Origin of the sequence: Serratia sp. TMDUHS_CL (assembly GCF_037137105.1) — a bacterium.
Lineage (GTDB): Bacteria > Pseudomonadota > Gammaproteobacteria > Enterobacterales > Enterobacteriaceae > Serratia > Serratia nevei.
In genome coordinates this window covers 440646-461251 of sequence record NZ_JBBBDV010000001.1, presented here as the reverse complement: position 1 = coordinate 461251, position 20606 = coordinate 440646, and the positions used below count along the sequence as shown (strand labels likewise).

Below are 20606 nucleotides of genomic sequence, written 5' to 3'. Positions count from 1 at the left end.
TTTTTTCGACTAGTGCAGCGGCTCACCGCCGGTTTCACGCAGCAGCGGCAGCACCGCCAGCGAAGCCAGCGTCGCCAGCGTCGCCAGCATCAGATAGACGGCGGGCGCCAGCAGCGAACCGCTCAGCGCGATCGACTGCGAAGCGATGTACTGGGCAAAGCCGCCGAAGATCGCCACCCCGAGGCTGTAGACCAAAGCAAACCCCAGCGCCCGAATGCGCTGCGGGAACAGCTCCGAAATCATCAGCATGGTCGGCACCGAACCGAGCGTGGTCAACCCGACCAGCACCGCGACAATCAGCAGCAGCACCGCCGGATGCGGTACCGCGCTCAGCCACCAAAATGCCGGCAGGGCCACGATCAGAATCGCGATCCGCGACCCGCGGATCAGCGGCAGACGGCCGTAACGATCGCACCAGTGCCCGACCAGCAGACTGCCGCCGAAGGTGACGAGCCCTGCCAGCAGCATCGCGGCATAGCCGTAAGCCTGCGCCATCCCCAGGTATTTCACCGCGTAGGTGCCGAGATAATACATCGAGATGTAAGTGGCGACGGTGGCGCCGATGGTCAACATCACGCCGAGCACCACCGCCCGCGAGTACTTTCGCAACTGCGCAGGCGGCTCGTGAGCCCGCGACACCGACGGCCGATCGCTCTCCAACCCGAGGCGCAGCCAGCAACCGAGCGGCGCCAGCGCCACGCCGATAAAGAAAGGAATACGCCATCCCCACTCGGCCATGGCGTTCGGCTCGCCGGAAAGCACCGGCAAGGCCGCGCTGAGCGCCAGCGCGGTGACGCCGCCGACCACGGTAGCGATGCCCTGCGTCGCCAGCGACCAGCTGGAATAGAAGCCGCGCCGGTTGGGCGGCGCCGACTCCACCAGCAACGACATCGATGCCCCCACCTCGCCGCCCGCCGCCACGCCCTGGATCAGGCGTGCCGCCACCAGCGTGACGGTTCCCCAATAGCCGGCGCTGGCGTAGGTCGGCGCAAAACCGATCATCGCCGTGCCCAGGCTCATCAAGGAAATCGTCAGGATCATCGCCGGCTTGCGGCCATGGCGATCGGCATAGGCGCCAATCAGAATGCCGCCCAGCGGCCGCATGAAGAAGCTGACGCCGAACGTGGCAAACGCCAACAGCAACGCCAGATGCGGATCGCTGGACGGCGGAAAGAATAATACGCTGATGTAAATAACGAAGAAGTTATAAATACCGAAATCGAAAAACTCCAGCGCATTGCCGAAGGAGGCGGCGAATATGACCTTTTTGCCGCCGGCCTTCGGGGCCGATATTATTGCCGCCTGGGTTTCAGCCATATTTTCACTCATCATTACCTTCCCTGTTATTATTTTCGAGTTTATTTTAAATACGTTTCCGCCAACGCTCCCCAATACTGGCTGCCGGCCGCCAGGCAGCCGTCGTTAAAGTCATATCCCGGGTTATGCACCATGCAGCTGCCTTCGCCATCGCCGTTGCCGATGATCAGGTAGCAGCCCTGCGGATGCGCATCGAGCATGAAGGCGAAATCTTCACTGCCCATCAGCGGCCGGGCGCCGTAGTGTGCGCGGTCATCGCCGAACTGCTGCTGCGCCACGCGGTGGGCGAAACGGGTCATCGCTTCGTCGTTGACCAGTACCGGTGTGCCGTTAACGTGTTCCACCACCGCGTGAGCGCCGAAGCTTGCCGCCTGCGCCTCGATCAGCGCCGGAATGCGCGCCAGCAAGGTGGCGCGCGCCTGGCGATCCAGCGAGCGCACGCTGAGCTTCATCTCCGCGCTGTCCGGGATCACGTTGGCCGCCTCACCGGCCTTGATGCTGCCGACGGTGATCACCGCCGCCTCCAGCGGATCGATATTGCGCGAAACGATGCTCTGCAGCGCGACGGTGATATGCGAAGCCACCAGCACCGGATCGACCGTCAGCTGCGGAATGGCACCGTGGCCGCCGCGCCCCTGCACCCGCACGTTGAACTGATCCATCGAGGCCATAAACGGGCCGTGCTGGAAGAAGAACTCGCCGAGCGGCATCCCCGGCATGTTGTGCATGGCGAAGATGGCGTCGCAGGGGAAGCGCTCGAACAGCCCCTGTTCGACCATGCGCGCGCCGCCGTTCAGCATCTCTTCCGCCGGTTGGAAAATCAGGTGCAGCGTGCCGTTGAAGTTGCGCGTTTGCGCCAGGTAACGAGCGGCACCGAGCAGCATGGTGGTGTGGCCGTCATGGCCGCAGGCGTGCATGCGGTTGGCCACGCTGCTGCTCCAGGGCTTGCCGTTGTTCTCCTCGATCGGCAAGGCGTCCATATCGGCACGCAATCCTAGGCGTTTAACGCCGTCGCCCACCCGCAGCGTGCCCACCACGCCGGTGCCCGCCAATCCGCGGTGCACCTCATAGCCCCACGAATTCAGATAATCCGCCACCAGATCGCTGGTGCGAAACTCTTCGAAACCCAGTTCAGGGTGTTGATGAATATCGTGCCGAATGGCCGTGAGCTGCGGTAAATACCCTTCGATGATTTTATTTATCATAATTAAATTCCTTTCGTGACTTTATTATTTATTTTATGAATGATTAAACCTGCGGGTTGAAATAAAGGTATAACACGGCACGGATGATTTTATTTCGGCACGCCTCGACAGATAAAATAATAATTCGCCAGACGCCGTGCCCGAATAAAAAACGACGATGATTCGCTGTACGCGCCGTGAAAATGCAGAATGAATAACTGCCGGGGATTGCGTGGGCGGCAGCCTGCGCCAACGCGGTTTCATCACGTTGTTTTTACACTAAAACCCCACCTGCTTCACATTTCTCATCCGACCTGCCGCGGTTCGGCGGCAAAACTTCTACTGTTAAAACGTCATTCCTAATAACAACGTCGATTTTTACCTCTGTACGCCAAGGAGTTGTTTCATGAAAAACATCAGGTCAGGACTTATCTGGCTGCTGGTGGCGTTGGTCGGCGCCTTCGCCTTCGCCATGCTGGCGCTCAGCCGCGGCGAACACGTCAACGCCGTCTGGCTGGTGGTCGCCGCCGTCGCCTGCTACAGCATCGCCTACCGCTTCTACAGCCGGTTCATTGCCGATAAGGTCTTTGAACTGGACGACCGCCGTCTGACCCCGGCAGAACGCCACAACGACGGCCTGGACTATGTGCCCACCAACAAATGGGTGCTGTTCGGCCACCACTTCGCCGCCATCGCCGGCGCCGGGCCGCTGGTGGGGCCGATTCTGGCCGCGCAGATGGGCTTCCTGCCGGGAACCATCTGGATCCTGGTCGGCGTTATGCTGGCCGGCGCGGTGCAGGATTTCCTGGTGCTGTTCATCTCCACACGCCGCGACGGACGTTCGCTGGGGGAAATGGCCAAGCAAGAGCTGGGCGCATTCGCCGGGGTGATCACCATGCTCGGCGCGCTGGGGGTGATGATCATCATCCTGTCGGCGCTGGCGCTGGTGGTGGTAAAAGCCTTGGCCGACAGCCCGTGGGGGCTGTTCACCATCGCCGCCACCATCCCGATCGCCCTGTTCATGGGCATCTACATGCGCTTTATCCGGCCGGGCAAGATCGCTGAAATCTCGGTGATCGGCTTCGTGCTGATGCTGCTGGCGATTATTTACGGCGGCAACGTGGCGCAAGATCCTTACTGGGGGCCGTTCTTCACGCTGCACGGCACCACCCTGACCTGGGTGCTGGTGATCTACGGCTTCGTCGCTTCGGTGCTGCCGGTGTGGCTGCTGCTGGCGCCGCGCGACTACCTTTCCACCTTTATGAAAATCGGCGTCATCATCGGCCTGGCCATCGGCATCGTCTTCGCCATGCCGGAGATGAAAATGCCGGCGGTCTCGCGCTTCATCGACGGCAGCGGCCCGGTGTTCGCCGGCGCCCTGTTCCCGTTCCTGTTCATCACCATCGCCTGCGGCGCCATTTCCGGCTTCCACGCGCTGGTCTCCAGCGGCACCACGCCCAAGCTGGTGGAACGCGAAAGCCACATTCGCTTTATCGGTTACGGCGCCATGCTGATGGAGTCTTTCGTCGCCATCATGGCGTTGATCTGCGCCTCGGTACTGGATCCGGGCGTTTACTTCGCCATGAACTCCCCGGCGGCGCTGATCGGCACCACGGTGGAAAATGCTTCGCAGGTCATTAACAGCTGGGGCTTTATCGTCACGCCGGAAACGCTGGCGCTGATCGCCAAAGAGGTAGGTGAGAACTCCATCCTGTCGCGCGCTGGCGGTGCCCCAACCTTCGCCGTGGGCATGGCGCACATCATCAGCGAGGTGTTCAACAGCCGGGCGATGATGGCCTTCTGGTACCACTTCGCCATTCTGTTCGAAGCGCTGTTCATCCTGACCGCCGTCGACGCCGGTACCCGCGCCTGCCGCTTTATGGTGCAGGATCTGGTGGGCGTGGCGGTGCCGCAGCTGGCCAACAACCGTTCCTGGTTCGGCAATCTGGCGGGCACCACGGTGGCGGTAGCCGGCTGGGGCTTCTTCGTGTATCAAGGCGTGGTCGATCCGCTCGGCGGCATCAATACCCTGTGGCCGCTGTTCGGCATCGGCAACCAGATGCTGGCATCGATGGCGCTGATCCTCGGCACCGTGGTGCTGTTCAAGATGAAAAAACAGCGTTACGCCTGGGTTACCATCCTGCCGACCGCCTGGCTGTTCGTGACCTCCATGACCGCCGGCTGGCAGAAAATCTTCCACGAGAAACCGAGCATCGGTTTCCTGGCGCAGGCGAAGAAATTCTCCACCGGCATTGAGCAAGGCACGATCATTGCGCCGGCCAAATCGCTGAAAGACATGGAGACCATCGTGTTCAGCAACCAAATCAACGCCGCGCTGTGCGGGTTCTTTATGCTGGTGGCGGTAACCATGCTGATCGCCGCCTTCTTCGCGATCCGCCGGGCGCTGCGTGCCGAACACCCGACGGCGCACGAGGTGAGCGCCGCGCTTAGGGAAGAAACCGGCCGCAGCTAAGCGTTTCAGTCATCCAGTAAGGGCGCCGCGGCGCCCTTTTTACTGGCCAGACTTTAACCCAGCAGCGTGGAGCCGAAAGCCCCCTGCCAATCCTGCTCGAACTTCTCGACCGCGGCCTGCACCGCCGGCGCGCTGAGAAACTGCTCCGCCACATCCACCGGCAGCGTGATGGCCTGGCAGCCCGCCAGTAGACATTCCAGCGCCTGGCGCGGCGTTTTAAAGCTGGCGGCCAGCACCTGCGCCGACGGCGCGTGCAGGCTCAGCAGCTGCTGCAGCTCGTGCACCATTTCGATACCGTCGCCGCCCTGCGCATCTACCCGATTGACGTAAGGAGCCACATATTCCGCTCCGGCCAAGGCCGCCAGCAGCCCCTGCCCGGCGCCGTATACCGCCGTGCCCAGCGTCGGAATGGACATCGTTTTAAGTTTCTTGATCGCTGCCAGCCCCTCGGCGGTTGCCGGGATCTTCACCACCAGCCCCGGTACGCGCTGGCTGAGCAGCGCCGCCTCCGCCACCATGCGCTCGGCATCGGCCGCCATCACCTGCGCGAACAGCTTGCCGGTGCCGCCGAGGGCGTCGCGCAGCGCGGGCAGCACTTCCCAGATCGGCTTGCCTTCCTTCGCCACGATGCTCGGGTTGGTGGTGACGCCGTGCAGCGGCAGAATGCGCGCCAGGCGTTTTACCGCAGTCACATCGGCGGTATCGAGATAAAGCTCCATCACGGACTCCTGTGTCATGTTCTGTGGGCGGATTCAAACTCTGATCATCATAGGGCAAAAACCCTGTCAACCTTTGACCAAAATCAATTCAACTTTCATTCGAAACATCTTTAATGGCGAAAGATTCAGCAACGCCAAACGGGTGACTCATGTTCTTCAATCTGCAGCGCTACTCGACCCATGATGGCCCCGGCATCCGCAGCGTGGTCTTTTTAAAAGGGTGCCCGCTGATCTGCCGCTGGTGTCAGAACCCGGAAAGCCGCTCGCGCCACGCGGATCTGCTGTTTGACGAGCGCCTGTGCCTGAGCGGCTGTACGCTGTGCACCGAGCGCTGCCCGCAAGGCCTGCGGCGTGACGAGGGAGCATTGACGCTGCGGCGCGACGTCATCAGCAAAGACGACTATGCGGCGCTGGCCGCCGCCTGCCCGACCGGCGCGCTCAGCCTGTGCGGCAGCGCGGTCAACCCCGACGATATCATGGCCGAGGTGATGCGGGATAAGCCTTTCTACCTGCGCAGCGGCGGCGGTTTAACGCTGTCCGGCGGCGAACCCTTTATGCAGCCGGAAATCGCGGCGGAGCTGCTGCGGCGCGGCCGGGAAGCCGGCATCCACACCGCCGTCGAATCCTGTCTGCACGTTCCCTGGCGCTACATCGCCCCTTCGTTGCCCTGGCTGGATCTGCTGTTGGCCGATCTCAAACACACCGATGAAGCGCGCTTCAAAACCTGGACCGGCGGCTCCGCCCGTCGGGTGATGAACAATTTTCGCCGGCTGGCGGCGCACGGCGTGCCAATGACCGTGCGCGTGCCGCTGATCCCCGATTTCAACGCCGATCGCCACTCTGTCCGCGCGATTGTCGACTTCGCCGCCGACGAGATCGGCGTATCGGAGATCCATTTTCTGCCGTACCACACGCTGGGCATCAACAAGTATCACCTGCTCGGCGAGCCCTACCGCGCCGCCCGCACGCCGCTGGACGCGCCCGATCTGCTGGCCTTCGCCGAAGCGTACGCCGGCGCCAAAGGCCTGACCGCCATTTTGCGAGGATAACGCCATGACCACATTGGATTTGACCACCCTCAGCGCCCGTATTCAGGCGCATAAGAACGCGCTGATCCACATCGTCAAACCGCCGGTGTGCACCGAACGCGCGCAGCACTATACCGAAGCCTATCAACAGCATCAGGATCGGCCGCTGCCGGTGCGCCGTGCGCTGGCGCTGGCCAACCACCTGGCGAAGCGCAGTATCTGGATCGCCAACGACGAGCTGATCGTCGGCAACCAGGCCAGTGAGCTGCGCGCCGCGCCGATCTTCCCCGAATACACCGTCGGCTGGATAGAAAACGAGATCGACCAGTTGGCCGACCGGCCAGGCGCCGGCTTCTCGGTCAGCGAAGAGAACAAGGCGATTTTGCACCGTCTTTGCCCCTGGTGGCGCGGCCAAACGGTGCAGGATCGCTGCTACGGCATGTTTACCGACGAACAAAAGGCGCTGCTGGCCACCGGCATCATCAAAGCCGAGGGCAACATGACCTCCGGTGACGCCCACCTGGCGGTCAACTTCCCGCTGCTGCTGGCGCTAGGCCTCGACGGCCTGCGTGAAAAGGTGAACGCGCGCCGCAGCCGCCTGCACCTGACCGAGTGGGAAGACCTGCACAAAGCGCAGTTTCTCAACGCCATCGACATCGTGCTGGCGGCGCTGAGCGAGCACATCCTGCGCTTCGCCTGCCTGGCGCGCGACATGGTGCAACGCGAAACCCGCGACTGGCGGCGCACCGAGCTGCTGGCTATCGCAGACAACTGCGATCTGATCGCCCATCGTCCGCCGCAGACCTTCTGGCAGGCGCTGCAGCTGTGCTATTTCATCCAGCTGACGTTGCAGATCGAATCCAACGGCCATTCGGTTTCCTTTGGTCGTCTCGACCAATATCTCTATCCCTGGTATCGGCGCGACGTCGAGCTGGAGCAAAACCTGGCGCGGGAAGACGCCATCGAGCTGCTGCACAGCTGCTGGCTGAAGCTGCTGGAGGTCAACAAGATCCGCTCCGGCTCGCACTCCAAGGCCTCCGCCGGCAGCCCGCTGTACCAGAACGTCACCATCGGCGGCCAAAAACTGATCGACGGCCGGCCGTGCGACGCGGTCAACCCGCTGTCCTACGCCATTCTCGAATCCTGCGGCCGCCTGCGCTCCACCCAACCCAACCTCAGCGTGCGTTACCACGCCGGAATGAGCGCCGATTTCCTCGACGCCTGCGTGCAGGTGATCCGCTGCGGCTTCGGCATGCCGGCGTTCAACAACGACGAAATCGTCATTCCCGAGTTTATCAAACTGGGGGTTGAGCCGCAGGACGCCTACGACTATGCCGCCATCGGCTGCATCGAGACCGCCGTCGGCGGCAAATGGGGCTATCGCTGCACCGGCATGAGCTTCATCAACTTCGCCCGCGTGCTGCTGGCGGCGCTGGAACAGGGCCGCGACGCCACCTCCGGGCAGATTTTCCTGCCGCAGGAACAGGCGCTGTCCAAAGGGAATTTCGCCGATTTCGAGCAGGTGATGGCGGCGTGGGATCGGCAAATCCGTTACTACACGCGCAAGTCAATTGAGATCGAATGCGTGGTGGACAGCGTGCTGGAGGAGAACGCCCACGATATCCTCTGTTCCGCGCTGGTGGACGACTGCATCGAACGCGGCAAAAGCATCAAGCAAGGCGGCGCCAAGTACGACTGGGTTTCTGGCCTGCAGGTCGGCATCGCCAACCTCGGCAACAGCCTGGCGGCGGTGCGCAAACTGGTGTTCGAGCAAGGGACAATCGGCCAGCAGCAGTTGGCGGCGGCGCTGGCCGACGACTTCGCCGGGCTGGATGGCGAACAGCTGCGCCAGCGGCTGCTCAACGCCGCGCCCAAATACGGCAACGACGTGGACGACGTCGATCGGCTGCTGGTGCGCGCCTACCAAACCTACATCGAGGAACTGAAGCAGTATCGCAACACCCGCTTCGGCCGCGGGCCGATCGGCGGCGGCTACTACGCCGGTACGTCGTCTATCTCAGCCAACGTGCCCTTCGGCGCCGCCACCCTGGCGACCCCGGATGGCCGTAAGGCGCACCAGCCGCTGGCGGAAGGCGCCAGCCCGGCGTCCGGCACCGACCACCTGGGGCCGACGGCGGTGTTCAATTCGCTCGCCAAGCTACCGACCGAAGCGATCCTCGGCGGCGTGTTGCTCAACCAAAAGCTGAACCCGACGACGCTGGACAACCCACGCGATCGGGAAAAGCTGATGCTGATGTTGCGCACCTTCTTCGAGAGCTATCGCGGCTGGCATGTGCAGTACAACATCGTGTCGCGCGAAACGCTGCTGGCAGCGAAGCAACATCCTGACCAATATCGTGATTTAGTGGTTCGCGTAGCTGGCTATTCCGCCTTCTTTACCGCATTATCCCCTGAGGCGCAGGATGATATTATTGCGCGCACAGAACATACTCTTTAAACCTTTGACTCTTAGCGGCCGCACCTTGGCGGCCGCATCATCAGGCCGATATGAATTTACGACAACAGACCATATTGCAGTTGGTTAACGATCGCCGGCGAATCAGCGTCAATGAGCTGGCGCGCGCCTCGGGCGTCTCGGAAGTCACCATCCGGCAAGATCTCAACCTGCTGGAAAAGCGCAGCTACCTGAAGCGGGTACATGGCTCCGCCGTGGCGCTGGAGAGCGACGACGTCGACGCCCGCATGATGTCCAACTTCACTCTCAAGCAGCGGCTGGCGCAGTACGCCGCCGCGCAGGTCAACGACGGCGAGACGATCTTCATCGAGAGCGGCAGCGCCAACGCCCTGCTGGCGCGCTACATCGCCGAACGCAAGCGCATTACGCTGATCACCGTCAGCCATTACATCGCCAACCTGCTGAAAGAAACCGACTGCGACGTGATTGTGCTGGGCGGCATGTACCAGAAGAAAAGCGAGACCGTGGTCGGCCCACTCACGCGGCTGTGCATTCAGCAGGTGCATTTCAACAAGGCGTTTATCGGCATTGACGGCTTTCAGGCCGAAACCGGCTTTACCGGCCGCGACATGATGCGCGCCGACGTGGTCAGCGCAGTGCTGGCCAAGGGCGTGGAGAATATCGTGCTAACGGACTCCAGCAAATTCGGCCAGATCCAGCCCAACCCGCTGGCGCAGCCGGGCCAGATCAGCCGGGTGATCACCGATTCGCGTTTGGCGCTCGAGTATCAGCATCAGCTGAAACGCCAGGGCATACAGGTGGAGTTGGTCAACGACTAACACGGGCCGCCATCGTACCAAGCGCGCCGCGCGGGCCACGCCGCGCGCCTTTCCCCCTGCGCAGCGGGATTTTAAGACTATTTACCTGTTTATCCTTCCCGAGAAACCTATACTCAGTTTCGGCAACTTTTGGGCCGTAACTTGCTAATTATTCGGCTTTTAACAAAAAATGCCATTTTTTATATCGATACTGTATGGGAACCAACGGCAGGCCTGATTTATGGTTAGCGCCTATACTTATAGGGCACTTCCATATAGCCAATGCTAAGGAGAAGTCATTATGATGATTATCAATAAACGTTTCGCCACCGCCGCTCTGGCACTGACTCTGGCGTTTTCACTCAGCGCCTGTTCCAACATGTCCAAACGCGATCGCAACACCGCTATCGGTGCCGGTGCCGGCGCAGTCGGCGGCGCAGTGCTGACAGACGGCAGCGCGTTGGGCACGCTGGGTGGGGCTGCGGTGGGGGGCATTATCGGTCACCAGGTTGGCAAATAACCTGACCGAGCGCCCTCGGCCGACAGGCTGGCAAAAGCGCCTCGGCGCTTTGACGTATTATCCAGAATAACGATGATTTCAGGTCTGTTTTACTTTAAGTCTATGGGTCTTTTGCCGTTAACGGGCTAACCCCCGGCAGCAACAACCTCAAGCCATGCCGCGGCATTGCACCGCGGCATGGCGATTCAGCTCAACCGCCCGCCAGCTTGACCTTCATGCCTTTGGCTTCCAGCAGCTGCTTGAGCAGATCGCGTTTATCACCCTGGATTTCGATGATCCCGTCTTTCACCGAACCGCCGCAGCCACATTTCTTCTTCAGCTCGGCCGCCAGTTTGTCGAGCGCAGCGTCATCCAGATCGACACCGGCGATCAGGCACACGCCCTTCCCCTTGCGGCCGCTGGTTTGACGCTGGATGCGCACGATGCCGTCACCTTTGGCGCGTTGCGGTTTAACCTCTTCCTGCTTAATACGGCCGGTGTCCGTGGAATACACCAGGCGGCTGTTATCGTCATTCATCGGCAGTTCCTCAGGCCAAAGAGGCGCGGATCGCGCGCAGCGTCGCGGCCGGATCGGCAGATTGGGTGATCGGACGCCCAATCACCATGTAGTCCACGCCGGCGGCCTGTGCCTGCACCGGCGTCATGATACGGCGCTGATCGCCCGCCGCGCTGCCTTCAGGGCGGATCCCCGGCGTAACCAGCTGGAATGCCTGCCCGCAGGCCGCCTTCAGCCGCTGCGCTTCGTGTGCCGAACACACCACGCCGTCCAGCCCACAGTCGCGGGTCAGGCGCGCCAGGCGCTCGGCGTGTTCCGCCGGGCTGGCCTCGATGCCGATGCCGTGCAGGTCTTCCGCTTCCATGCTGGTGAGCACCGTCACGGCAATCAGCAGCGGCGCATCCGCCCCGAATGACGCCAGCGCTTCTTTAGCGGCGGTCATCATGCGCGCGCCGCCGCTGGCGTGAACGTTGACCATCCAAACGCCCAGCTCGGCCGCCGCCGCGACCGCATGCGCGGTGGTATTGGGAATATCGTGGAATTTCAGGTCGAGAAACACGTCGAAGCCACGCCCATGCAGATCGCGCACCAGCTGCGGCCCAAACAGCGTGAACATTTCTTTGCCCACTTTCAGCCGGCAGTCTTGCGGATCGATACGGTCGGCGAACGCCAGCGCAGCGTTCTTATCGGCGTAATCTAACGCCACAACGATTGGAGATGATTTTAAGTCATTGTTATTAGCGTTATTTTCAGACTTCATTTCTTCTACCTTCTCTAAAATAGACATAATCAGGGACTCACCCGCGAAACTGACCGCCGCATTCTACATGCCGAGGGCCAGAAATCCCAGCCGCAGCGCGCACCGGCGCTCTGTCATGTTACTTCTCACCTTTGTCATGGCGCGTCAACGAAAGCGCGTCAGCAATAAACCACGCAGCGTAAAACGCCGTAAAGATGCGTAAATTGTTAATCAGATATTTTGAATCACTTACTCAGCATTATCAGATTTTCAATTGGCACAGATGCTTTATTATTCACCACATCGGAAGCGAACGGCTTCCTTCCTTAATAAACAGACTGGAGTCACCTATGAAAACCATCAAAAATTTTGCGGCCGCTGCCGCTATCGCACTGACCTCTTTCGCCACCTTCGCGGCTGAACCGATCAGCAGCCAGCAGGCCGATAGCCTGACTGCCACCGGCGTCGTTTCCGCAGGCCACGCGACCACCCTCAGCAGCCTGGAGAAAAAGCTGGCCGCTAAAGCGGATGCCCAGGGCGCCAGCAGCTACCGCATCATCTCCGCCGGTGGTAACAACATGCTGAGCGGCACCGCGATCATCTACAAATAATGTTTCCGGTACAGGGCCCGCTCACTCGGGCCCTGCCTCTGTTTCTCGCCTAAAAAACCCGCGTTTTCCTCGCCCCTATTTGTTACAGAAATATTAAATTTTTATTACACACTAGACACCCGATCGCCAGTGGCTTAGCTTGAAGGCATCTTCCTGCAGAAAGGCTTTCAAAATGAGCGAGATATCGACACTTACCATTAAAATTCCTCTGGAACTCAAGGAAAAAATCCGCGCCGCCGCCGCTGAAAACGAATTTTCGCTGAGCGTGGAAGTATGCCAGCGCCTGGAAAGCAGCTTCAGCGCGCCCGCCGCCAAGGCAGAAAAACCGGCCAAAAAGGCGGATGAGCTGCACCACGGCGAGATAGACAACCAAAGCACCGAAGAAGAAATTGAACAGCCTCTGAGCCAGAAAGAGCTGAAGAAACTCCGCCAGCTGTTGAAAACCGGCGCCAAAGGCGGCAAGAAAAAGTAAACGACGAACAGACAAACATAAAAAAACGGGGCGATAAATCGCCCCGTTTTATTTTGTCGAGCCGCGGCGTTATTGCCCATCCAGGCCGCGGATCGGTTTAACCGATGACCAGGCGCGGCACGACGGGCAATGCCAATAGAGCGAGTGCGCGGTGAAGCCGCATTTGTGGCAGCGGTAACGCGGTTTGGTGCGAATTTGCTCGCCGACCATATCGCGCAACAGCAGCAGGCTCTCTTTCGCCCGGCCGTCTTCGGCGTCCGCCAGGTGATAATCCATCAGCCGGTAAAATACCCGCATGGTCGGATGGCGTTGCAGCTGGCGGTTGATATAGACCTGCACCACATCGCGCCCTTCGTGCTGCTCGATGATCTCGGCCAGCATCAGATCGGCGGTGGCACCGGTGTTCTCTTCTACGCAGCGCTTCAGGAATTCAGCCCAGTTGTGCTGTTGTTCCGGCATATGGGTGTAGCATTCCTGCAGCATCGGCAGCGTTTCGCTGACCAACTCTTTATCCTGACTCAGTACGCGTTGCAGCGACTCGGCGGCTTTGGCGTAGTCGTTTTGCGCCATATAGATGCGGCCGAACATGATGGACACGCGCGCACACTGTTTATCGGCTGCGTCCGCACGCTTGAGCAGGCTCATCGCCCGATCGAGATCGTCGCTGCCCATCGCCTGCAGCGCCAGTTCACAATAGAAGTGTGCGATCTCGACGCGTTGTTTCTCTTTACCCAGCTTGACCAACTTTTCCGCCACGTCGATCGCTTTTTGCCAATCGCTGGTGGCCTGATGGATCACTAGCAGTTGCTGCAGCGCCGATACGCGAAAATCCGCTTCGTCAGTCAACTGGCTGAACATGTCTTCCGCACGATCGTACAGCCCGGCCGCCATATAGTCGCGGCCCAGCTGCTGTACCGCCAGCAGACGCTGTTCGAAGGTCAGGGAGGCGCTTTCCATCAAGGCCTGATGGATGCGGATGGCGCGGTCGACTTCACCACGCGAACGGAACAGGTTACCCAGCGTCAGGTGGGCTTCAACGGTGTTGCTGTCCTCTTTCAACATGTCGAGGAACAGATCGACCGCCTTGTCCTGCTGGTTGGAAAGCAGAAAGTTCACCCCTGCCACGTATTCACGCGACAGGCGGTTGGCTTCTTGCTGTTTATCCTGCTGAGCGCTTCTGCGCCCCATGTACCAACCGTACGCGGCAGCCACGGGCAGCAACAGAAACAGCAGTTCTAACATAGAGGATTATTCCTTGCTGACAACGGGCTGAGCCGCCGGTTCAGCGGGCTGCTCAAGCTGCAGCTCCAGCCTTTTGATCTTGCGCTCGGCGCGGCCCAGCGCAATGCGCGTGCGCAGGTAGAACAGACCGCAAATGATCCAGCCAAGAACGAAACCGGCGCCAAACAGCGTGGCCAACAGGGTCGATACGCGATAATCGCCCTGCGCAACCAGATAGTTAAAATTGACCACCTGATCGTTATGCGCACCCAAGGTGACAGAAATCACGAAGATCACCAGAACCAACAAAAAAATCAGCAAATATTTCACATTCTTTCCCGCGATGCCGAGTGAATCGGATGAACGATGCCAAAACGTGGCGTCCCTAACCCTTAAGTTAGCATTTCCCGTTGCGGCAGGGAAACCCTGCGGCACGATAAAACCACATATCTGCTGGCATATTCGGCAGTAAACGGCCTTAGCGAACAAATTGATGAGAAAGCTTCTCAAAACGTCGAATTTATAAGGATATGGGGGCGGCCGGGCGGATTGCAATGGCGGGAAAATGTAAGCGGTTAATGCGGCGCCGATCCGACGCCGCCTTTTTGTGACATGGTCACATAACGATCATATCTCCGGCTTGCGCGCCGCGATTTCCTGCTGCTCTTGCGGCGGCGGCGTCAGCGGGCCGAACCAGCGCTGCGCCAGCCAGCAGGTAACCACCACCAGCAGCCAGCTGATCAGCGTGGCCATCGCCAGATCGCGCGGCCAGTGCATGCCCAACAGCAGACGGCTGCCCATCACGCCGGTCGCCCACACCATCAGCAGCGCGACGGTTTTATAATGGCGGCGTGACCACAGCAGCCCTACGCCCAACAGCGCCCAGGTAGCGGCGAACATGGTGTGCCCCGACGGGAAAGCGAAGCCGGTTTCAAACTGCCAGTGCTTGCGCAGCCAGTTCGGCACCAGCGTCTGATCCTGCAATTGCTCGCGCACCAGCGCGCTGCGCTCTTTGCGATGCAGCGAATAGAAGTATTTGCCGTCCACGCCGTGGGTTTGCTCCAGCCATACCACGAACGGCCGCGGTTCCTGCACCCGATCCTTGATTAACGACTTGACCCCCTGCCCGATCACCAGCGCGGCGAAAAGCAGAAGCGCCAGACCGATGGCCGCCTTCAGGCGAAAGCGCAGGCACCACAAAAACCAACCGCAGAGGATAGCGCTGGTCAGAATGCCCCACGGCGAGGTCACGGTTTCGGTCACCCAGTACAGCGCTTTGAGCAGCGGCTCATTGCCGCCGGGTTGCCAGTGCCAACCGGATACCCAGACCGCCAGCGGCATCAACAGCAGCAGCAGTGCGCCGCCCGCCGTGCGTTTTGTTATCTCATACATTCTATTCTTCCTCTGCGTGAATCAGGCAGCAGTGTAACAAGAGTGCAATATTGATAACACGCGAAAAATTAAACAGATAGGCAACCTATCGCAATAATAGGTGGCCAGAAAACGCCATCTGCTGGTTTGCTGAGCACCGCCCGGCAAGAAGTTGTGGCAAAATAGCCGATAATTAACGAAATAGAGATCGGCGTAGCACGTTTTAGTCTTGGTCAATTTACCGAACCGGACTTAGGATGCGCGACAATGATTGAATCGTACGCTTTTGTGGAGAGTGACATGCAGCTTAAACGGGTGGCAGAGGCTAAACTGCCGACACCTTGGGGCGATTTCCTGATGGTAGGATTCGAAGAACTGGCGACCGGGCATGACCATCTGGCGCTGGTATTCGGTGATATTTCCGGCAAAGCGCCGGTGCTCGCGCGCGTGCATTCCGAATGTCTGACCGGCGATGCTCTGTTCAGCCTGCGCTGCGACTGCGGTTTTCAACTGGAAGCCGCGCTGGAGCAGATCGCCGAAGAAGGCCGCGGCATTCTGCTTTATCATCGCCAGGAGGGCCGCAATATCGGCCTGTTGAACAAGATCCGCGCCTATGCCCTGCAGGATAAGGGCGCAGACACCGTGGAAGCCAACCACCAGCTCGGCTTCGCCGCCGACGAGCGCGACTTCACCCTGTGCGCCGACATGTTCAAACTGCTGGGCGTCGACGCGGTGCGTTTGCTGACCAACAACCCGAAAAAGGTCGAGATCCTGACCGAAGCCGGCATCAACATCAGCGAGCGCGTGCCGCTGATCGTCGGCCGCAACCCGAAGAACGAACACTATCTGGCGACCAAGGCCGCCAAAATGGGCCATTTGCTCGACCAGAAGTGATCGCCGCCGCAGCGGAAACAATCAGGGCGCCTTGCGGCGCCCTTTTTATTGCTTAATTACAGCATTTTCCTGATCACATAGTGCAGAATGCCGTCGTTTTCGTAGTAGGTCAGCTCATTGCCGGTATCGATGCGGCAACGGGTGTCGATCACTTCCTTGCGCCCGTCGGCATAGGTGATATGCACCGGGACCGTCTGGCCCGGCTGCAGCTGCTGCAGGCCGCCGACGCTGATCTGCTCATCCCCGGTCAGCCCCAGGGTTTTGCGCGTCACCCCCTGCGGGAACTCCAGCGGCAAAATCCCCATGCCGATCAGGTTGGAGCGGTGGATACGCTCGAAGGACTCGGCAATCACCACCCGCACGCCCAGCAAGCGCGGCCCTTTCGCCGCCCAGTCGCGGCTGGAGCCGGAACCGTACTCTTTCCCGGCGATCACCGCCAGCGGCACCTTCTCCTGCTGATACTGCATGGCGGCGTCGTAGATAGACAGCTGCTGCTGCGACGGAATATGGCGGGTATAACCGCCTTCCACGCCCGGCACCATTTCGTTGCGGATGCGGATGTTGGCGAAGGTGCCGCGCATCATCACTTCGTGGTTGCCGCGGCGCGAGCCGTAGGAGTTGAAATCCTGCGGCGCCACGCCGTGCTCGCTCAGGTAGCGCCCCGCCGGGCTGTCGCGCTTGATGTTGCCCGCCGGCGAGATGTGGTCGGTGGTCACCGAATCAGCCAGAATCGCCAGAATGCGCGCGTCTTTGATGTCCTGCACCGGATCCGGTTTCACCTTCATGGTGCTGAAGAACGGCGGATGGCGGATATAGGTAGAATCCTCCTGCCACTGATAGGTTGCCGAACCGGCCACCTGGATCGCCTGCCAGTTGGCGTCGCCGTCGAACACTTCGCCGTATTCCTTGTGGAACATCTCGGTGCGCACTTCTTCCACCGCCTGAGCGATGTCCTGACTGCTCGGCCAGATATCCTTCAGGTAGACCGGTTGACCGTCGTTGCCCTCGCCCAGCGGCTCTTTGGTCAGGTCAATCTTCATGCTGCCCGCCAGCGCATAAGCCACCACCAGCGGCGGCGAGGCCAGCCAGTTGGTTTTCACCAGCGGGTGAATACGCCCTTCGAAGTTGCGGTTGCCCGACAGCACCGCGCCCACGGTCAGATCGCCCTCTTTGATCGCCTGCTCGATCGGATCCGGCAGCGGGCCGGAGTTACCGATACAGGTGGTGCAGCCATACCCCACCAGGTTAAACCCCAGCTCTTCCAGATAGGCGGTGAGTTTGGCGCTGTCGAAGTAGTCGGTTACCACTTTGGATCCCGGCGCCAGCGAGGTTTTTACCCAGGGTTTGCTGCGCAGCCCTTTCTTGACGGCATTTTTCGCTAGCAGGCCGGCCGCCATCATCACGCTCGGGTTGGAGGTGTTGGTGCAGGAGGTGATCGCCGCGATCACCACCGCGCCGTCGCGCAGTTCGTGCTGCTGCCCGTCCAGCGTAAAGGTTTTGCTGTCGGTATTGGCTTTGTGCCCCCCGATATCCAGCTCGGTAGCGGCCTTGAACGCCTGCGGCACATTCGGCAGCGCAACGCGATCCTGCGGGCGTTTCGGCCCGGCGAGGCTGGCTTCCACGGTTGACATGTCCAGCGCCAGCGAGCTGGTGAAGACCGGTTCATCACCCGGGTTACGCCACATGCCCTGCGCTTTGGCGTAGGCTTCCACCAGTGCGATTTGTTCGGCGCTGCGGCCGCTGAGCTTCATATAGCCGAGCGTAACGTCATCCACCGGGAAGAAACCGCAGGTGGCGCCGAACTCCGGCGACATGTTGGCGATGGTTGCCCGGTCCGCCAGCGGCAGATCGGCCAGCCCGTCGCCGTAAAACTCGACGAATTTGCCGACAACGCCGTGCTTGCGCAGCATTTGGGTCACGGTCAGCACCAGGTCGGTGGCGGTAATGCCCTCGCGGAGCTTGCCCGTCAGCTTGAAGCCGACCACGTCCGGGATCAGCATCGACACCGGCTGGCCCAGCATCGCCGCTTCCGCTTCGATGCCGCCGACGCCCCAGCCGAGGATGCCGAGGCCGTTGATCATGGTGGTGTGGGAATCGGTGCCCACCAGCGTATCGGGATAAGCCACGCGGCGGCCGCTTTCGTCGCTGTGCCAGACCGTTTGGCCAAGGTATTCAAGGTTAACCTGGTGACAGATGCCGGTGCCCGGCGGCACTACGCGGAAGCGGTTGAAGGCTTTCTGCCCCCAGCGCAAAAAGGTGTAGCGCTCGTGGTTGCGCTGCATTTCGATACGCACGTTGTCTTCAAAGGCGTTGTCATCGCCAAATTCATCGACGGTAACCGAGTGGTCAATCACCAGATCCACCGGCGACAGCGGGTTCACTTGGTCGACGTTGCCGCCCAGCCGCCGTACCGCTTCGCGCATCGCCGCCAGATCCACCACCGCCGGTACGCCGGTAAAATCCTGCATCAGCACGCGCGCCGGACGGTAGGCGATCTCACGGTCAGCATGGCCGGTTTGCAGCCAGGCAACGATGGCCTTGAGGTCGTCAACCTGCACGGTGTCGCCATCCACATGGCGCAGCAGGTTCTCCAACAGCACTTTCATTGATTTCGGCAACCGGTCGATATCACCCAGCTGCTTCGCCGCCAGCGGCAGGCTGTAGTAGTAATACTCGCTATTCAGCGCAACCAGCTTATCCAGACTTGTTTCACGAAGATCGGACGACATAGCTCCTCCATTTCTTATTGTGACTAAAACAGGGTAATCAGTGAGGTCTTGTTTAAAGATACCACAAAGATAAGTTAACGTTTTGATAACAACACGATTTGATCACAACGATAGGCGGGAACAATCAGCGGGAAGGAAGTGCGAGCGCCGCCAAGGGGTTAGGCAATGCGCCAACAAAAACGCCGCGACAAGGCGGCGTTTTGGCTGGGAAGATTTCGCGGCTTTAGCGGGGTTTACGCACCAGGCGGCGACAGACTATTAGGACAACCGCCGCAATGATGGCAGAGACACCCAATTTAATGGCAATGACAACCGAGTCGAAATTATTCATCCCTATTTCACCATCACCGCTAATTTCTATGTTGTTGGAAACGAAGCTGTCGAAAATGCCGTCTGGTAGGTAGCGCAGCAACAAAAGGGTGAGCAACAAGAACAGAACAATCCAGAGACTTTTTTTCATCGTGATACCACGCATTTACGGTAATCAGTACGGATTTCCGGGCTAAAAAAAACCCGGTTAGGCAGGCGCCTAACCGGGATTGATTTGATATCGTCGATGGTTACTTAATCGGCAGTTTGATGTCCTTGAACATCGCTTCGATCTCTTCGTTGGAGCGCAGCGCCACCGCGCTGTCTACCACATCGCGCGTCAGGTGCGGCGCGAAGCGCTGAATGAAGTCGTACATGTAGCTGCGCAGGAAGGTGCTGCGGCGGAAACCGATCTTGGTGGTGCTGTAGGTGAAGATATCACGCGCATCCACCGTCACCAGATCCGGATCCTGCACCGGATCCACCGCCATGCTGGCGATCACCCCCACCCCCAATCCCAGACGCACGTAGGTTTTGATCACGTCGGCGTCGGTGGCGGTAAAGACAATGCGCGGCGTCAGGCCGGCGCGGTTGAAGGCGGTATCCAACTCCGAACGCCCGGTAAAGCCGAAGGTGTAAGTGACGATCGGGTAAGCCGCCAGCTCTTCAATGCTGATGCTGCTTTTGCCCGCCAAAGGATGATCGGGCTTCACGACTACCGCACGGTTCCAGTGGTAGCACGGCAGCATGATGAGATCGTCGTACAGGTGCAGCGCTTCGGTGGCGATGGCGAAATCGGCGGTCCCTTTGGAGACCGCTTCGGCGATCTGCGTCGGCGAACCCTGATGCATGTGCAGCGAGACGCGCGGGTAACGCTCGATGAAGCCTTTAATTACGTTGGGCAAGGCGTAGCGGGCCTGGGTATGCGTGGTGGCGACGTACAGCGAGCCTTTGTCCGGGTAGGTGTGTTCACCGGCGACGGCTTTAATGGCGTCGACCTTGGACAGCACTTCACGTGCGATGCGAATGATTTCCTGGCCGGCCGGGGTGACCTGGGTCAGGTGTTTGCCGCTGCGGGCGAAAATCTGGATGCCCAGCTCATCTTCGAGCATGCGCACCTGTTTACTGATGCCGGGTTGCGAGGTATAGAGCCCTTCTGCCGTCGAGGAGACATTCAGGTTGTGGTTAACCACTTCCACAATGTAACGAAGCTGCTGCAATTTCATATCTTATACCATCCTAGGTTAAACACTGCGGCTTACCCGCAGCCAGGTATATCGGTGTCGCCC

The 20606-nt window shown here is 60.0% G+C and carries 19 protein-coding genes; 8 read left to right on the top strand and 11 right to left on the bottom strand.

Annotation, left to right across the window (positions count from 1 at the left end; genetic code table 11):
* Window positions 1-9: 9 nt before the first annotated feature.
* Together WCL58_RS02280 and WCL58_RS02275 are read right to left on the bottom strand one after the other, a co-directional pair.
* Window positions 10-1317, bottom strand: coding sequence for an MFS transporter (locus tag WCL58_RS02280; protein ID WP_443004960.1), 1308 nt, complete (start codon window positions 1315-1317; stop codon window positions 10-12).
* Window positions 1318-1358: 41 nt separating this feature from the next.
* A complete protein-coding gene (locus tag WCL58_RS02275; protein ID WP_336850393.1) occupies window positions 1359-2522 on the bottom strand; it encodes a M20 aminoacylase family protein in 1164 nt (387 codons plus the stop codon).
* Between the two features lie 385 nt (window positions 2523-2907).
* Between WCL58_RS02275 and WCL58_RS02270 the strand changes: the two genes are divergently transcribed.
* Complete coding sequence (locus WCL58_RS02270) at window positions 2908-4974, top strand: carbon starvation CstA family protein (protein ID WP_048234130.1); 2067 nt, start codon at window positions 2908-2910, stop codon at window positions 4972-4974.
* Between the two features lie 53 nt (window positions 4975-5027).
* On the opposite strand, the gene fsa is transcribed toward WCL58_RS02270, so the two are convergent.
* A complete protein-coding gene (fsa, locus tag WCL58_RS02265) occupies window positions 5028-5693 on the bottom strand; it encodes a fructose-6-phosphate aldolase (RefSeq protein ID WP_016927538.1) in 666 nt (221 codons plus the stop codon).
* Between the two features lie 149 nt (window positions 5694-5842).
* On the opposite strand from fsa, the gene WCL58_RS02260 reads away from it, so the two are divergent.
* The 4 genes from WCL58_RS02260 (at window position 5843) to osmB (ending at window position 10475) form a co-directional block, all read left to right on the top strand.
* The gene (locus WCL58_RS02260; protein WP_089186051.1) at window positions 5843-6742 is read left to right on the top strand and encodes a glycyl-radical enzyme activating protein; all 900 of its coding nucleotides are present in this window, start codon (window positions 5843-5845) and stop codon (window positions 6740-6742) included.
* Window positions 6743-6746: 4 nt separating this feature from the next.
* Window positions 6747-9179: a formate C-acetyltransferase/glycerol dehydratase family glycyl radical enzyme gene (locus WCL58_RS02255; RefSeq protein ID WP_336850389.1), complete on the top strand. Its 2433-nt coding sequence runs from the start codon at window positions 6747-6749 to the stop codon at window positions 9177-9179.
* A gap of 50 nt (window positions 9180-9229) precedes the next feature.
* Entirely contained in the window at window positions 9230-9976 is a 747-nt protein-coding gene (locus tag WCL58_RS02250; RefSeq protein WP_038876236.1) for a DeoR/GlpR family DNA-binding transcription regulator, read from the top strand.
* Between the two features lie 280 nt (window positions 9977-10256).
* The gene (gene osmB, locus WCL58_RS02245) at window positions 10257-10475 is read left to right on the top strand and encodes an osmotically-inducible lipoprotein OsmB (protein WP_004945176.1); all 219 of its coding nucleotides are present in this window, start codon (window positions 10257-10259) and stop codon (window positions 10473-10475) included.
* A gap of 190 nt (window positions 10476-10665) precedes the next feature.
* On the opposite strand, the gene yciH is transcribed toward osmB, so the two are convergent.
* Window positions 10666-10992: a stress response translation initiation inhibitor YciH gene (yciH, locus tag WCL58_RS02240; RefSeq protein ID WP_060418537.1), complete on the bottom strand. Its 327-nt coding sequence runs from the start codon at window positions 10990-10992 to the stop codon at window positions 10666-10668.
* Between the two features lie 10 nt (window positions 10993-11002).
* Complete coding sequence (pyrF, locus tag WCL58_RS02235) at window positions 11003-11731, bottom strand: orotidine-5'-phosphate decarboxylase (RefSeq protein WP_336850388.1); 729 nt, start codon at window positions 11729-11731, stop codon at window positions 11003-11005.
* A 329-nt stretch (window positions 11732-12060) separates the two neighbouring features.
* Between pyrF and bhsA the strand changes: the two genes are divergently transcribed.
* Together bhsA and WCL58_RS02225 are read left to right on the top strand one after the other, a co-directional pair.
* Window positions 12061-12321: a multiple stress resistance protein BhsA gene (gene bhsA / locus WCL58_RS02230; protein ID WP_149572564.1), complete on the top strand. Its 261-nt coding sequence runs from the start codon at window positions 12061-12063 to the stop codon at window positions 12319-12321.
* Window positions 12322-12493: 172 nt separating this feature from the next.
* A complete protein-coding gene (locus WCL58_RS02225; RefSeq protein ID WP_038876228.1) occupies window positions 12494-12793 on the top strand; it encodes an Arc family DNA-binding protein in 300 nt (99 codons plus the stop codon).
* Window positions 12794-12862: 69 nt separating this feature from the next.
* On the opposite strand, the gene lapB is transcribed toward WCL58_RS02225, so the two are convergent.
* The 3 genes from lapB to pgpB all read right to left on the bottom strand — a co-directional run bounded on the left by lapB (window position 12863) and on the right by pgpB (window position 15406).
* On the bottom strand, window positions 12863-14035 hold the full coding sequence (gene lapB / locus WCL58_RS02220) for a lipopolysaccharide assembly protein LapB (RefSeq protein ID WP_336850384.1): 1173 nt from the start codon (window positions 14033-14035) through the stop codon (window positions 12863-12865).
* Between the two features lie 6 nt (window positions 14036-14041).
* On the bottom strand, window positions 14042-14344 hold the full coding sequence (locus tag WCL58_RS02215) for a LapA family protein (protein WP_004930650.1): 303 nt from the start codon (window positions 14342-14344) through the stop codon (window positions 14042-14044).
* 297 nt (window positions 14345-14641) lie between these two features.
* The gene (gene pgpB / locus WCL58_RS02210) at window positions 14642-15406 is read right to left on the bottom strand and encodes a phosphatidylglycerophosphatase B (protein ID WP_336850383.1); all 765 of its coding nucleotides are present in this window, start codon (window positions 15404-15406) and stop codon (window positions 14642-14644) included.
* A 279-nt stretch (window positions 15407-15685) separates the two neighbouring features.
* Here pgpB and ribA point away from each other — a divergent pair, with 279 nt between their 5' ends.
* Window positions 15686-16279, top strand: a complete 594-nt coding sequence (ribA, locus tag WCL58_RS02205) for a GTP cyclohydrolase II (RefSeq protein ID WP_141959382.1) — start codon at window positions 15686-15688, stop codon at window positions 16277-16279.
* Window positions 16280-16335: 56 nt separating this feature from the next.
* Here the strand turns inward: ribA and acnA are convergent, their stop codons facing one another.
* The 3 genes from acnA to cysB all read right to left on the bottom strand — a co-directional run bounded on the left by acnA (window position 16336) and on the right by cysB (window position 20543).
* Entirely contained in the window at window positions 16336-19008 is a 2673-nt protein-coding gene (acnA, locus tag WCL58_RS02200) for an aconitate hydratase AcnA (RefSeq protein WP_087762717.1), read from the bottom strand.
* Between the two features lie 223 nt (window positions 19009-19231).
* Window positions 19232-19468, bottom strand: coding sequence for a hypothetical protein (locus tag WCL58_RS02195; protein WP_060424102.1), 237 nt, complete (start codon window positions 19466-19468; stop codon window positions 19232-19234).
* Window positions 19469-19568: 100 nt separating this feature from the next.
* Complete coding sequence (cysB, locus tag WCL58_RS02190) at window positions 19569-20543, bottom strand: HTH-type transcriptional regulator CysB (protein WP_004930690.1); 975 nt, start codon at window positions 20541-20543, stop codon at window positions 19569-19571.
* Window positions 20544-20606: the final 63 nt, after the last annotated feature.

Bases quoted from the DNA above. Each gene is read 5' to 3' on its own strand.
- WCL58_RS02225 (WP_038876228.1), top strand. From the start codon at position 12,494: ATGAGCGAGATATCGACACTTACCATTAAAATTCCTCTGGAACTCAAG.
- yciH (WP_060418537.1), bottom strand. From the start codon at position 10,992: ATGAATGACGATAACAGCCGCCTGGTGTATTCCACGGACACCGGCCGT.
- WCL58_RS02255 (WP_336850389.1), top strand. From the start codon at position 6,747: ATGACCACATTGGATTTGACCACCCTCAGCGCCCGTATTCAGGCGCAT.
- WCL58_RS02275 (WP_336850393.1), bottom strand. From the start codon at position 2,522: ATGATAAATAAAATCATCGAAGGGTATTTACCGCAGCTCACGGCCATT.
- acnA (WP_087762717.1), bottom strand. From the start codon at position 19,008: ATGTCGTCCGATCTTCGTGAAACAAGTCTGGATAAGCTGGTTGCGCTG.
- WCL58_RS02260 (WP_089186051.1), top strand. From the start codon at position 5,843: ATGTTCTTCAATCTGCAGCGCTACTCGACCCATGATGGCCCCGGCATC.
- WCL58_RS02250 (WP_038876236.1), top strand. From the start codon at position 9,230: ATGAATTTACGACAACAGACCATATTGCAGTTGGTTAACGATCGCCGG.
- pgpB (WP_336850383.1), bottom strand. From the start codon at position 15,406: ATGTATGAGATAACAAAACGCACGGCGGGCGGCGCACTGCTGCTGCTG.
- WCL58_RS02195 (WP_060424102.1), bottom strand. From the start codon at position 19,468: ATGAAAAAAAGTCTCTGGATTGTTCTGTTCTTGTTGCTCACCCTTTTG.
- osmB (WP_004945176.1), top strand. From the start codon at position 10,257: ATGATGATTATCAATAAACGTTTCGCCACCGCCGCTCTGGCACTGACT.
- ribA (WP_141959382.1), top strand. From the start codon at position 15,686: ATGCAGCTTAAACGGGTGGCAGAGGCTAAACTGCCGACACCTTGGGGC.
- lapB (WP_336850384.1), bottom strand. From the start codon at position 14,035: ATGTTAGAACTGCTGTTTCTGTTGCTGCCCGTGGCTGCCGCGTACGGT.
- pyrF (WP_336850388.1), bottom strand. From the start codon at position 11,731: ATGAAGTCTGAAAATAACGCTAATAACAATGACTTAAAATCATCTCCA.
- WCL58_RS02280 (WP_443004960.1), bottom strand. From the start codon at position 1,317: ATGGCTGAAACCCAGGCGGCAATAATATCGGCCCCGAAGGCCGGCGGC.
- WCL58_RS02270 (WP_048234130.1), top strand. From the start codon at position 2,908: ATGAAAAACATCAGGTCAGGACTTATCTGGCTGCTGGTGGCGTTGGTC.
- cysB (WP_004930690.1), bottom strand. From the start codon at position 20,543: ATGAAATTGCAGCAGCTTCGTTACATTGTGGAAGTGGTTAACCACAAC.
- bhsA (WP_149572564.1), top strand. From the start codon at position 12,061: ATGAAAACCATCAAAAATTTTGCGGCCGCTGCCGCTATCGCACTGACC.
- fsa (WP_016927538.1), bottom strand. From the start codon at position 5,693: ATGGAGCTTTATCTCGATACCGCCGATGTGACTGCGGTAAAACGCCTG.